Raw genomic sequence first — 12901 nt, 5'->3', positions numbered from 1 at the left:
AGGAACGAGACATGGCACTCAAGGCTTCTGAAATCAGTGAACTGATTAAAGAGCGCATACAGAATTTCGAGTCCGCCGCCGAGGCGCGCGACGTCGGCACGGTCATCGGCCTGAACGACGGCATCACCCGCATCTACGGCCTCACGGATGCGAAATACGGTGAGATGCTCGAGTTCCCCGGTGACACGTTCGGCCTGGCGCTGAACCTCGAGCAGGACTCGGTGGGCGCCGTGATCCTGGGTGACTACACCCACATCTCGGAAGGCGACACGGTGAAGACCACCGGCCGCATCCTCGAGGTGCCGGTGGGCGAGGCGCTGCTCGGCCGCGTCGTCGACTCGCTCGGCCGTCCCATCGACGGCAAGGGCGACATCAAGGAGTCCGGTTTCGAGCCCATCGAGAAGATCGCCCCGGGCGTCATCGAAAGGAAGTCGGTGGACCAGCCGGTGCAGACCGGCCTGAAGGCCATCGACTCCATGGTGCCGATCGGCCGCGGCCAGCGCGAGCTGATCATCGGCGACCGCCAGACCGGCAAGACTGCCATCGCGGTCGACACGATCATCAACCAGAAGGGCAAGGGCATAAAGTGCATCTACGTCGCCGTGGGCCAGAAGGTTTCGTCGGTGGCCGGCGTCGTGCGCAAGCTCGAGGAAGAGGGCGCGATGGATCACACCATCGTCGTCGCGGCCACCGCCGCCGAGTCTGCCGCCATGCAGTACATCGCCCCCTACGCCGGCTGCGCCATGGGCGAGTACTTCCGCGACCGCGGCCAGGACGCGCTGATCATCTACGACGATCTCACCAAGCAGGCCTGGGCGTATCGCCAGGTGTCGCTGCTGCTGCGCCGCCCGCCGGGCCGCGAAGCCTACCCCGGCGACGTCTTCTACCTGCACTCCCGCTTGCTGGAGCGCGCGGCCCGCGTGAACGCGGACTACGTCGAGCGCGCCACCAACGGCGAGGTGAAGGGCAAGACCGGCTCGCTGACGGCGCTGCCGATCATCGAGACCCAGGCCGGCGACGTCTCGGCCTTCGTGCCCACCAACGTGATCTCCATTACCGACGGCCAGATCTTCCTGGAGTCGGATCTGTTCAACGCAGGCGTCCGCCCGGCCATCAACGCCGGCCTGTCGGTGTCCCGCGTGGGCGGCGCTGCCCAGACCAAGATCATCAAGAAGCTCGGCGGCGGTGTGCGCCTGGCCCTGGCCCAGTACCGGGAGCTGGCGGCCTTCGCCCAGTTCGCCTCGGATCTGGACGAGACCACCCGCAAGCAGCTGTCACGCGGCCAGCGCGTCACGGAGCTGATGAAGCAGAAGCAGTACTCGCCCCTGTCGGTCGGCGAGATGGGCCTGTCCCTCTACGCGGTCAACGAGGGTTATATCGACGACGTCCCTGTGGACAAGGTGGTGGACTTCGAGGCCGCCCTGCATGCCTTCGCCCACGCGAGCCATGCAGACCTGATCGCGAAGATCGACGACACCGGCGCCTACGACGACGAGATTCAGGACGGACTGAAGAAGGTCTTGCAGGAGTTCAAGGAGACCGGCACCTGGTAAGCGCCGGGTAACAGCGTCCCCGAGAAACCCGAGAGAGAGCCCGAGAGAGCAATATGGCTGGCGAGAAGGAAATACGCTCCAAGATCAAGAGCGTAAAGAACATGCAGAAGATCACCAGCGCCATGGAAATGGTCGCGGCGAGCAAGATCCGCAAGGCGCAGGCCCAGATGGAGGCCTCCCGTCCGTATGCCGAGCGTATCCGCCGGGTGGTCGGCCACCTCTCCCAGGCCAATCCGGACTACCGCCACCCGTGGCTCGAGCAGCGCGAGGCGCGCCGCGTCGGCTTCATCGTCATCTCCACCGACCGCGGCCTCTGCGGCGGCCTGAACGTGAACATGTTCAAGCGCGTCATCCAGGAGCTGCGCCAGTGGCAGGAGCAGGAGGTCGAGTTCGACCTGGCCCTGATCGGCGCGAAGGCGGTGCAGTTCTTCCGCCGGGTCGGCGGCAATGTCGTCGCCACGGCCAGCCACCTCGGCGACTCGCCGCAGATCAACGACCTGCTCGGCTCCATCAAGGTGATGCTGGACGCCTACAGCGAGGGCCGCATCGACCGGCTGTTCCTGGTGCACAACGAGTTCGTCAGCACGATGAGCCAGAAGCCGGAGGTGAAGACCATCCTGCCCGTCAGCGAGATCGAGGGCGACAACGAAGAGCTGCAGCAGCACTGGGACTACATCTACGAGCCCGATCCGGCGGAACTGCTGGACGACGTGCTGCAGCGCTACATCGAATCCCAGGTCTACCGCGGCGCGGTGGAGAACTTCGCCTGCGAGATGGCCGCGAAGATGATCGCCATGAAGTCCGCCACGGACAACGCCGGCGACATCATCGAGAGCCTGCAGCTGCAGTACAACAAGGCCCGCCAGGCCGCCATCACCCAGGAGATCTCGGAGATCGTGGGCGGCGCGGCAGCCGTGAGCGGCTGACAATTTTTTTATGTAGGAGGGCCTTCAGGCCCGACAAAAGAATGTGGGAGGGCCTTCAGGCCCGATTCGAATGATGAGGAAATACGCATGAGCACCGGAAAGACCGTGCAGATCATCGGCGCTGTCGTAGACGTGGAATTCCCCCGGGAGTCCATCCCGAACATCTACGACGCGCTGGAACTCGAAGACGGCGGGCTGACGCTGGAGGTACAGCAGCAGCTCGGCGACGGCGTGGTCCGCACGATCGCCATGGGCTCCAGCGAGGGCCTGCAGCGCGGCATGACGGTGAAGAACACCGGCCAGCCCATCTCGGTGCCGGTGGGCGCCGGCACGCTCGGCCGCATCATGGACGTGCTCGGCAAGCCCATCGACGACGCGGGCGAGGTCTCCACCGAGGAGCTCTGGCCCATCCACCGCAAGCCGCCGGCCTACGAGGACCAGGAGGCCGCCACCCAGCTGCTGGAGACCGGCGTGAAGGTCATCGACCTCATCATGCCCATCGCCAAGGGCGGCAAGGTGGGTCTGTTCGGCGGCGCCGGCGTGGGCAAGACGGTGACGCTGCTCGAGCTCATCAACAACATCGCCAAGCAGCACTCCGGCCTGTCCGTGTTCGCCGGCGTCGGCGAACGTACCCGGGAGGGTAACGACTTCTACTACGAGATGAAGGAGGCGGGCGTCCTCGACAAGGTGGCACTCGTGTTCGGCCAGATGAACGAGCCGCCGGGCAACCGCCTGCGCGTGGCGCTCACCGGCCTCACCATGGCGGAGTACTTCCGCGACGAGGGCCGCGACGTGCTGATGTTCATCGACAACATCTACCGCTACACCCTGGCCGGCACCGAGGTCTCGGCGCTGCTGGGCCGCATGCCCTCCGCCGTGGGTTACCAGCCGACGCTGGCCGAGGAGATGGGCGTGCTGCAGGAGCGCATCACCTCCACCAAGACCGGATCCATCACCTCGTTCCAGGCCGTGTACGTGCCCGCCGACGACCTCACCGACCCGTCGCCGGCCACGACCTTCGCCCACCTGGACGCCACGCTGGTGCTGTCCCGCCAGATCGCCGAGCTGGGCATCTACCCGGCCGTGGACCCGCTGGACTCCACCTCGCGTCTGCTCGACCCGAACGTGATCGGCCAGGAGCACTACGACTGCGCCCGCTCGGTGCAGGCCGTGCTGCAGACCTACAAGGAGCTGCAGGACATCATCGCCATCCTCGGCATGGACGAACTCTCGGAAGAGCAGAAGCTCACCGTGAACCGGGCGCGCAAGATCCAGCGCTTCCTGTCGCAGCCGTTCTTCGTGGCCGAGACCTTCACCGGCACGCCCGGCACCTACGTCACGCTGAAGGACACCATCCGCGGCTTCCAGGGCATCGTGGACGGCGAGTACGACCACATCCCGGAGCAGGCCTTCTACATGGTCGGCACCATCGAGGAAGCGGTGGAGAACGCCAAGAAGATGCAGTAACGGCCGCTGCATCGCTGTACTGGCACACGAGGCTAACAAGCAATGCCAAGCATCAAAGTCGACATCGTCAGCGCGGAAGGCGAGATCTATTCCGGCACCGCCGCGATGGTCTTCGCGCCGGCGTCCGAGGGCGAGGTGGGCATCGCCCCCCGCCACGCGCCGCTGCTGACGACGCTGAAGCCGGGCATGTGCCGGGTGGAGGACGAGGAAGGCGCCGAGCACAACTTCTACCTCACCGGCGGCGTGCTCGAGATTCAGCCGCACATGGTCACCATCCTGGCCGATACGGCCCTGCGCGGCGAGCAGCTCGACGAGGCCGCCGCCCTGCAGGCCAAGGAAGCCGCCGAGAAGGCGCTGGAAGGCGCCGCCGAGGAGACCGATCTGGCCAAGGCGCAGCAGGAGCTGGCCGAGGCCGAGGCCCGTTACCGTGCGGCCCAGAAGCTCAAGGGCAAGTCCGGCTGAGCCCCGCTTGACCCCGCCTGCGCGCCCGCGCAGATTGGATGCCTCTGCACGGAGGCTCCCCCGCATGCAGCACATCGCGACAGAACGACCGGCCGTGCTGCGGGCGACGGCACTGAATACCGTATTGACGATCCTCGTCGTCGCGGGCGCCGTCCTGCCCGCCGGCCCGGGCGCGCGGGCCGCGGAGGTGACCGTGGCCGTCGCCGCCAACTTCCTCGCCACGCTGCAGCAGCTGGAACCCGAATTCGAACAGCGGAGCGGCCACGAACTGCGACTCGCCGCCGGCTCCACCGGCAGCCTGTACGCGCAGATCGCGAACGGCGCCCCGTACGACGTATTCCTGGCCGCCGACGAGGCCCGGCCCGCGCGCGCGCTGGAGGAAGGCCACGCGGTGCCCGGCAGCGGTTTCGTCTACGCCGTCGGCACCCTCATCCTCTGGTCGGCCGACCCGAACCGTCCCGTCGGCCCCGAGGCCCTGGACGGCGAGTTCCACCATCTCGCCATCGCCAACCCTCGTACCGCGCCCTATGGCGCCGCGGCGCAGCAGGTGCTGACGGCGATGGGACGCTGGGAGGCCCTGCAGGGCCGTATCGCCCGCGCGCAGAGCGTGGCCGGCGCCTGGTCCGCGGTGGCTTCCGGTGCCGCCGACCTCGGTTTCGTGGCGCTTTCCTCCGTCGTAGCGGATGGAGCGCCGGCCGGCAGCCACTGGGAGCCGCCGCAGGCGCTGTACACGCCGCTGCGCCAGTCCGCCGTCCTGCTGACGCACGGGGCCGGCAACCCGGGCGCCGCGGCCTTCCTCGAATTTCTCCGCAGCGACGACGCCCGCGCGGCCATCCGCCGCTCCGGCTACCGCATCCCCTGACATGCTGTCTCCGGCCGACTGGGACGCCGCGCGCACCACGCTACTGCTGGCTGCCACCACGGTCGTGGTGCTGATCCTCGTCGCCACCCCTCTGGCCTGGCGGCTGGCCTTCGCCCGCGGCCGCTGGGCCCGGGTGGCCGAAGCCGTGGTGGCCATGCCGCTCGTGCTGCCGCCCACCGTCATGGGCTTCTATCTGCTGGTGCTGCTCGGCCCCGCCGGGCCCATCGGCAGCTGGTGGGTGAAACTCACCGGCGACACACTGAGCTTCTCCTTCACCGGCCTGGTGATCGCCTCCTGCCTGCACTCGCTGCCCTTCGCCGTGCAGCCGCTGCAGAACGCCTTCGAATCGGTCGGACGCCGGCGTCTGGAGGCGGCGGCCAGCCTGCGGGCGAGTCCGCTGGACGCCTTCTTCTCGGTGGCGCTGCCGCTGGCGCTGCGGGGTTACGTGACCGCTGCCGTGCTCACCTTCGCCCACACCCTCGGCGAGTTCGGCGTCATGCTGATGGTGGGCGGCAACATCCCCGGTCGCACTCGGGTGCTGTCCATCTCCATCTTCGAGCACGTGGAGACGCTGGACTACGCCGCAGCCCACCGCCTCGCCGCGGCGCTGCTGATCTTCTCCTTCGTCGTGTTGCTGTCGGTGTATCTCGCCAACGGCCGCTACCGCACGCGGGTGGCCTGATGCGCCTGGCCCTCGATCTGCATGCCCGCCGCGGCCGCTTCGAACTGCGGGTGGAAGAAGAGCTGGAACTGGAAGGCATCACCTCCCTGTTCGGCCCCAGCGGCGCCGGCAAGACCACGCTGCTGCAGGCGCTGGCCGGCTTCCTGCCCGGCACCGGCCGCATCGAGGCGGACGGCGTGGTCTGGCAGGACGGCCGTCGCTTCCTGCCGGCCCATCGCCGGCCGGTGGGCGTGGTCTTCCAGGACGGCCGCCTGTTCGAACACCTGGACGTGGTCGGTAATCTCGACTACGCGGCCCGCAGGGCGGACCCGCGCGGTCCCTCGGTGCGCCGCGGCGAAGTGATCGCGGCCCTCGGGCTCGCCGGGCTGCTCGACCGCCGGGTGGATACCCTCTCCGGCGGAGAGACCCAGCGGGTGGCCATCGGCCGGGCACTCCTGGCCCGCCCCCGTCTGCTGCTGATGGACGAGCCCCTGGTGGCGCTGGACCGGGAGCGCAAGGCCACCATCCTGGCCATGATCGCCGACCTGCCGCGGCGCTTCGGCCTGCCCGTGCTGTTCGTGAGCCACCTGGTGGAGGAGATCGCCCAGATCGCCGACCGCCTCGTGGCCCTGCGCGACGGCCGCACGGCGGGCCAGGGGCCGACCGTGCCGATGCTGGAACGGCTCGGCGCCGACGTCACCGGCCACTTCGAGGCCGGCTCCCTGCTGGAGGGCCACGTCACCCGTCACGACGAGGAGTACTCGCTCACCGGGGTGGATGTCGGCGCCGGACTGCTGTGGACGCCGGGCGCGATGCACACCGGCGTGGGCGAGCGGGTGCGGGTGCGGCTGCGCGCCCGGGACGTCGCCGTATCGCTGCGCCGTATGGAGGGGGTGTCCATCCGCAATCAGCTGCCCGCGCGGATCGCGGAGATACGGGAGGAGCCCGGCGCCTACGCCGAGGTGCGGCTGGACTGCGGCGGCGCGATGGTGAGGGCGCGCATCACCCGGCTGGCGGTGCGGGAGCTCGGGCTCGAGCCGGGCCTGGCCGTCTACGCGCTGGTGAAGACGGTGGCGTTCGACCGTCGCCTCGAGATCTGACGGCCGCCGGAGCCGGGCCTCGCCCCCCGGATCGTCCTGCGGCCCCGGTCCCTTAGCGCAGCGACCCGGTCACGCTGGCGTAATTCCAGGACCCCACAATCCGGGTGCGGGGCCGGTGGTCCGCCAGGCGCTGGCGCTGCCAGCGCTCGAACGCGGTCTGCTCCAGGTCCGGCGGCCGGCGCCAGTCGTCCCGGGCGTGGTAGTGCCAGACGTACTCGTCCAGATAGCCCGCCTCCGCCACCGCCGCCAGCGTGTCCAGGTACGCGTCCCGGGCGTCCTTCATGCGGCTCTGCTCGTGCCAGGTCTCCACGAGTATCTGCCGGGCGCCCAGCTCGCAGTCCCAGGAATGGTTGCGGGCCGGGTTGTCCCCGCCGATCATGAGCTGGCAGGTGCTGCGGTCGAGGCTGTAGGCCACCCAGCTCTGCAGGTCCGGGCTGTCGTCGACGAGCACCTGGGGCGGCAGGTAGAACGTGTCGCCGTCGGTGACACCGTCGCGCACGTAGATGCGGCCGTCGCAGGCGGCCAGGGCCAGCGTCGCCAGGCACACGGCCAGCGTCACGGCGGCTCCGGGCCGGCGCGCGGCCCCGGTTTTCGGGCTGCGGGTCATGTCCGTCCTCCCGGGAGGATTGATGTCCGTGGATTCTGCCACAGCCAAACTGAACGGACGCTGAGCACCGTCACACGTGTGAACCGGGTAACATCACGGCCCCGGCGCCTGCGCTATCATTCGATTTTACGTAAACACAGCCACATACAGGCCCGAAACCCTTGCCACTCAGCATCGTCATACTCGCGGCCGGACAGGGCACCCGCATGCGTTCGGACCTGCCCAAGGTCCTGCAGCCGCTGGCGGGCCGTCCGCTGTTGGCCCACGTGGTCGATACCGCCCGCGCGCTGGGCGCGGACGACGTCTGCGTGGTCTACGGCCACGGCGGCGACCGGGTGCGGGATGCCTTCCCGGAGGCCGACCTCCGCTGGGCCCTGCAGGCCGAACAGCTGGGCACCGGGCATGCGGTCATGCAGGCGCTGCCGGACACCCCGGAGGCCAACCAGGTGCTGGTGCTGTGCGGCGACGTGCCGCTGATCCGGCCGGAGACGCTCGAGCGCCTCACCGAGGCCTGCGCCGACGGCAGCGTGGGGGTGCTCACCGTGGACGTGCCGGACCCGACGGGCTACGGGCGCATCGTCCGCGGCGCGGACGGCGACGTGCAGCGCATCGTCGAGCAGAAGGATGCGAGTGGCGCGGAACTCGACATCGCCGAGATAAACAGCGGAATCATCATTGCTCCGGCCGCCCGGCTCTCGGGCTGGCTCGAAAACCTGAGCGCCGACAACGCCCAGGGCGAGTACTACCTCACCGACATCATCGCCAGCGCGGTGGCGGACGGCGTCGCCGTCCACGGCGTGAAGGCGGAGTCCTGGACCGAAGTCATGGGCATCAACGACAGGCGACAGCTGGCCGAGGCCGAGCGGGCGCTGCAGCGCCGCCGGGTGGAAGAGATCATGACGGCGGGTGCCACCGTGGCCGATCCGGCGCGGGTGGACATCCGCGGCACGCTCACCGTCGGCCGCGACGTCTTCATCGACGTGAATGCCGTCTTCGAGGGCGAGGTGGTGCTCGGCGACCGGGCGCGAATCGGCCCTGGCGTGGTGGTGCGCGACAGCCGCATCGGGGCGGACTCCGTCATCCATCCGCATACGGTGATAGAGGAGAGCGTCATCCACGCCGGCTGCCAGATCGGCCCGTTCGCGCGGCTGCGCCCCGGCGCCGAATTCGCCGACGGCTCCAAGGCCGGCAACTTCGTCGAGGTGAAGAAGAGCCTGATCGGCGAGGGCAGCAAGGTGAACCACCTCACCTACATCGGCGACACCACCATCGGGCGCAAGGTCAACGTGGGCGCCGGCACCATCACCTGCAACTACGACGGCGCCAACAAGCACCACACCGTCATCGGCGACGGCGCGTTCATCGGCTCGGGCGTGAACCTCGTCGCGCCGGTGGAAGTGGGCGCGGGCGCCACCATCGGCGCGGGCTCAACCATCAGCAAGCCGGCCCCGGCAGAGAGGCTGACGCTGGCGCGCAGCAAACAGATCACACTGGAACACTGGAAGCGGCCGCAGAAGAAAGAGTCCTGACGGGCTCGCGGCGGCAGCAAGGAGAAGCATATGTGCGGCATCGTCGGCGCCATCGCTGAACGGAACGTGGTCCCGGTCCTCGTCGAGGGCCTCAGGCGTCTGGAATACCGCGGCTACGACTCCGCGGGCGTGGCCGTGCTGCAGCCGAACGGCGACATCGGCCTGCGCCGCACTGTCGGCAAGGTGGCCGAACTCGACGCGAAGCTCGAGGCCGACCCTCTCGCGGGCCGTCTCGGTGTCGCCCACACCCGCTGGGCCACCCACGGCGGCGTCACCGAGGCCAATGCCCACCCGCACCTCTCGGGCGACCGCGTCGCCGTGATCCACAACGGCATCATCGAGAACTACCAGGAGATCAAGGACGAACTCGAGGCCAAGGGTTACGAGTTCCTGTCCGAGACCGACACCGAGGTGGCCGCCCACCTCGTCCACGACCACCTGAAGGAAGGCTGCGACCTGCCCGAGGCCGTGCGCCGCTCCGTCGCCCGCTTCACCGGCGCGTTCGCACTGCTGGTATTCGACGCCACGGACCCGGACCGCTTCGTGGTCAGCCGCGTGGCCAGCCCCCTGGTCGTCGGCCTCGGCATCGGCGAGAACTACGTGGCCAGCGGCGTGCCCGCGCTGCTGCCGGTCACCCAGCGCTTCATCTACCTCGAGCAGGGCGACCTCGCCGAGATCAAACGCGACGCCGTGAACATCTTCGACGTGGACGGCAACGCCGTCGAGCGCAAGGTGCACGAGACCCAGTGGAGCAGCGACTCGGCCGAGAAGGGCCCGTACCGCCACTTCATGCTGAAGGAGATCTTCGAGCAGCCGAGCGCGCTGGCCAACACCCTGTACGGCCGCATCGAGAGCGGCAAGGTCGTGACCGACTCCCTCGGCCCCCAGGCGGCCGAGATGCTCAACGGCGTGGAGCACATCCACATCGTCGCCTGCGGCACCAGCTATCACGCCGGCTGCGTCGGCAAGTACTGGCTGGAGTCGCTCGCAGGCGTCACCTGCCAGGTGGAGATCGCCAGCGAATACCGCTACCGCAAGGTGGCCGTGCCGCCCAACACCCTGTTCCTCACGCTGTCACAGTCCGGCGAGACCGCCGACACCCTCGAGGCGCTGCGCATCGCAAAGCAGTCCGGCTACGTCGGCAGCCTCACCATCTGCAACAGTGCCCACAGCTCCATGGTACGGGAATCCGACCTCACCATGATGACCCACGCCGGCCCCGAGATCGGCGTGGCCAGCACCAAGGCCTTCACCACCCAGCTGCTCTCCATGCTGCTGGTTACCCTCATCCTCGCCCGCCAGCGCGGCATGAGCGCCGAGAAGGAAGATGAACTCGTGCCCCACGTCATGCACACCGCGGCCGCGGTGGAAGAGGCGCTGGGCATGAGCGATGCGCTGAAGGACCTGGCCGAGGACTTCGCCGAGAAGCACCACACGCTCTTCCTCGGCCGCGGCCCAATGTGGCCGGTGGCCATGGAGGGCGCGCTGAAGCTGAAGGAGATCTCCTACATCCACGCGGAGGCGTATGCCGCGGGCGAGCTGAAGCACGGCCCGCTCGCCCTCATCGACGAGGACATGCCGGTGGTGGTAGTCGCGCCCAATAACGAGCTGCTCGACAAGCTGAAATCCAACATGCAGGTGGTGCGGGCTCGCGGCGGACAGCTCTACGTGTTCGCCGACAAGGAGACGGGGATCAAGAGTGAAGAGGGCATCAAGGTCATCGATATGCCCCATGCCGATCGGTTGATCGCGCCTATCGTCTATACCGTGCCGCTGCAGTTGCTCGCGTATCACGTCGCTGTGTTGAAAGGGACGGATGTGGATCAGCCTAGGAATCTGGCTAAGTCGGTGACGGTGGAGTAGTCAGCGCTCCACAGACTTCCCGAATTGGCTAACGTTACGTGCCATCAGCCGCGTCAAATATCCTGCCTGCCGGTTTGTGGAACATATCTAGCCACCTCTCTTGTGGGCTGTCAGGACCGTGCTGCATCGTCTCGCCCCTTATTCGACGCATGTGGTAATTTTTGTCCATGACGTTATCGTCAATTGGATTTGGTTGAGCGGCACACACCAACTCGGCTTGACGGCAACTCTCGGGGGAAGGGCACCGCAATCGCGAAAGCATCGCGCAGCAGGAGAGCCAAAGTATCCATGAAGGTTACGGTGGAGCACATCAAAGGCATTAGGTCGATAGAGTTCGACGTGCCCGGCCCGGGAGTGTACGTGCTCGCCGGACTCAATGGGTGTGGCAAGTCAACGCTATTAGCTGCGCTGTATCGCATCCGCTATCCCTACGCGTTCCAACAGTTCTTCAAGACCAGTCCCTCCTCAAATCGAATAGACCCATATAGCGAAGCCTCTGTGACCTACGAGATAAACGGGCGATCCGTAACGTATAGGTACGGCGGGCAAAGGTGGCGCGCCACGCCTCGAAGAAACTCAACGCTGTTCGAGGAGTTTCCCTATCCATCCATTATCTACCTTGAGGCGAACTCGGATCGCATCGAGCCGTTCGAGGACGAAATCAGAGGCGGCCGATTCCGCGAGGCCAGCCAAGAAGTAAAAGACTTCTTGTGTGCCGTTCTGGGCGATCCAAAATGGAGAGACCTTAAGTACCTCAATACTCGACGGGGACGGGGCAATGAAGCTTATCTGATTCCCTATAGGTCGCACCAAGGGAGGAACAGGAACCTGTATTACTCCGAGAAGAGTTTTAGCCTCGGGGAACTGTGCACCCTTCGACTTGCACAACGACTGTCGAACGTACCGGACGAAAGCCTTGTGCTCATTGATGAAATCGAAATGGCTCTTCATCCGCAAGCGCAGGTTCGACTTCTCGAACGACTACGAGAGATCTCAGCCGAAAAGAGCCTTACCGTACTTTTCTCAACGCACTCGGCATCGATAATTAAGTCTGCAGATCGCTCACAACTCATAGGTCTGTCCCCCAACGAAGACGGGCGTATTGCGGTAACTCGGATGCCTTACCCAGCCCAGTTGCTGGGAGAAGTTGCTTTCGACGACGAGCTTTCCGCAGACTTTGTCTTCTTCGTTGAGGACACGGAGGCGAAGCTATTACTAGAACAACTCGTACAAGCGTATTTGCAGATATCAGCTCTTGCGACTAGATATCACCCCCTATACAAGATCGTTCCTGTTGGCGGCTTTAAGCAGGTCCTTGAATTCTCGGTCAGTTCCTCACAGATCTTCCCCAGTTATGTAAGGCGAATAGCCTTTCTTGATGCTGATGTACGCGACGAAGCTCTCCCAGCGGCTCGGCGCCGCAACGACCAACAAATGCTCGATTTATTTGATCGCGCGCGCCGTAATCTACATTTCCTTCCTTGTACGCCAGAATGCGGGATCATAGAGCACATTGAGGCAGGTAGCGCGCGCGAATATCTTCATGAGAGCTTTGCTGCACACGCCGTGAGATTCGGTCGACTCCTAGAGTCCAATGAATACAAAGCGTTGACCAATGCAAACCCAAGGACATTAGCAAAGCGAAAACTCTCACACTTGGTCAATTGCATCGAAGACATAACAGGGATTGACCAAACACAGATTAAGCGGAAGTTATATGGAGCGTATGTCCATCACGAATACGGCGAGAATCGCGGTGCGCTTCAACAACTTCTTGGCCCCGCGATCAACGGCTAAAGTCTTAAGCCGTCGTCGATATTGGGACCACCTTACAACGCGATGGAAACTGAGAAAGTCAACCTGCCACCCCT

At 66.1% G+C, this 12901-nt stretch carries 11 protein-coding genes; 10 read left to right on the top strand and 1 reads right to left on the bottom strand.

The window, feature by feature from the left end; genetic code table 11:
* Nucleotides 1-11: 11 nt before the first annotated feature.
* The 7 genes from atpA (at nucleotide 12) to modC (ending at nucleotide 7031) form a co-directional block, all read left to right on the top strand.
* Nucleotides 12-1553, top strand: coding sequence for a F0F1 ATP synthase subunit alpha (atpA, locus tag ACJMK0_RS02710; protein ID WP_405235266.1), 1542 nt, complete (start codon nucleotides 12-14; stop codon nucleotides 1551-1553).
* Nucleotides 1554-1606: 53 nt separating this feature from the next.
* Nucleotides 1607-2479: a F0F1 ATP synthase subunit gamma gene (atpG, locus tag ACJMK0_RS02705; RefSeq protein WP_405225454.1), complete on the top strand. Its 873-nt coding sequence runs from the start codon at nucleotides 1607-1609 to the stop codon at nucleotides 2477-2479.
* Between the two features lie 87 nt (nucleotides 2480-2566).
* Nucleotides 2567-3946 (top strand): F0F1 ATP synthase subunit beta, encoded by a 1380-nt coding sequence (gene atpD, locus ACJMK0_RS02700; RefSeq protein WP_405225457.1) that lies wholly within the window; start codon nucleotides 2567-2569, stop codon nucleotides 3944-3946.
* Nucleotides 3947-3988: 42 nt separating this feature from the next.
* Nucleotides 3989-4408 (top strand): F0F1 ATP synthase subunit epsilon, encoded by a 420-nt coding sequence (locus ACJMK0_RS02695; protein ID WP_405235265.1) that lies wholly within the window; start codon nucleotides 3989-3991, stop codon nucleotides 4406-4408.
* Between the two features lie 64 nt (nucleotides 4409-4472).
* Nucleotides 4473-5270 (top strand): molybdate ABC transporter substrate-binding protein, encoded by a 798-nt coding sequence (gene modA / locus ACJMK0_RS02690; protein WP_405235264.1) that lies wholly within the window; start codon nucleotides 4473-4475, stop codon nucleotides 5268-5270.
* Between the two features lies 1 nt (nucleotide 5271).
* Nucleotides 5272-5952 (top strand): molybdate ABC transporter permease subunit, encoded by a 681-nt coding sequence (gene modB, locus ACJMK0_RS02685; RefSeq protein WP_405235263.1) that lies wholly within the window; start codon nucleotides 5272-5274, stop codon nucleotides 5950-5952.
* A complete protein-coding gene (gene modC / locus ACJMK0_RS02680) occupies nucleotides 5952-7031 on the top strand; it encodes a molybdenum ABC transporter ATP-binding protein (protein WP_405235262.1) in 1080 nt (359 codons plus the stop codon). Before modB ends, modC begins: the two co-directional genes overlap by 1 nt.
* Nucleotides 7032-7083: 52 nt before the next feature.
* On the opposite strand, the gene ACJMK0_RS02675 is transcribed toward modC, so the two are convergent.
* On the bottom strand, nucleotides 7084-7638 hold the full coding sequence (locus tag ACJMK0_RS02675; RefSeq protein WP_405235261.1) for a hypothetical protein: 555 nt from the start codon (nucleotides 7636-7638) through the stop codon (nucleotides 7084-7086).
* A gap of 161 nt (nucleotides 7639-7799) precedes the next feature.
* Here ACJMK0_RS02675 and glmU point away from each other — a divergent pair, with 161 nt between their 5' ends.
* From glmU to ACJMK0_RS02660, 3 genes are all read left to right on the top strand, one after another.
* Nucleotides 7800-9167, top strand: coding sequence for a bifunctional UDP-N-acetylglucosamine diphosphorylase/glucosamine-1-phosphate N-acetyltransferase GlmU (glmU, locus tag ACJMK0_RS02670; RefSeq protein WP_405235260.1), 1368 nt, complete (start codon nucleotides 7800-7802; stop codon nucleotides 9165-9167).
* A gap of 30 nt (nucleotides 9168-9197) precedes the next feature.
* The gene (glmS, locus tag ACJMK0_RS02665) at nucleotides 9198-11030 is read left to right on the top strand and encodes a glutamine--fructose-6-phosphate transaminase (isomerizing) (RefSeq protein WP_405235259.1); all 1833 of its coding nucleotides are present in this window, start codon (nucleotides 9198-9200) and stop codon (nucleotides 11028-11030) included.
* Nucleotides 11031-11318: 288 nt separating this feature from the next.
* Complete coding sequence (locus ACJMK0_RS02660) at nucleotides 11319-12827, top strand: AAA family ATPase (RefSeq protein ID WP_405229662.1); 1509 nt, start codon at nucleotides 11319-11321, stop codon at nucleotides 12825-12827.
* Nucleotides 12828-12901: the final 74 nt, after the last annotated feature.

It is taken from the genome of Lentisalinibacter orientalis, assembly GCF_040706535.1.
GTDB classification, from domain to species: domain Bacteria; phylum Pseudomonadota; class Gammaproteobacteria; order Steroidobacterales; family Woeseiaceae; genus Lentisalinibacter; species Lentisalinibacter orientalis.
This window is presented reverse-complemented; position numbering and strand designations above follow the sequence as displayed.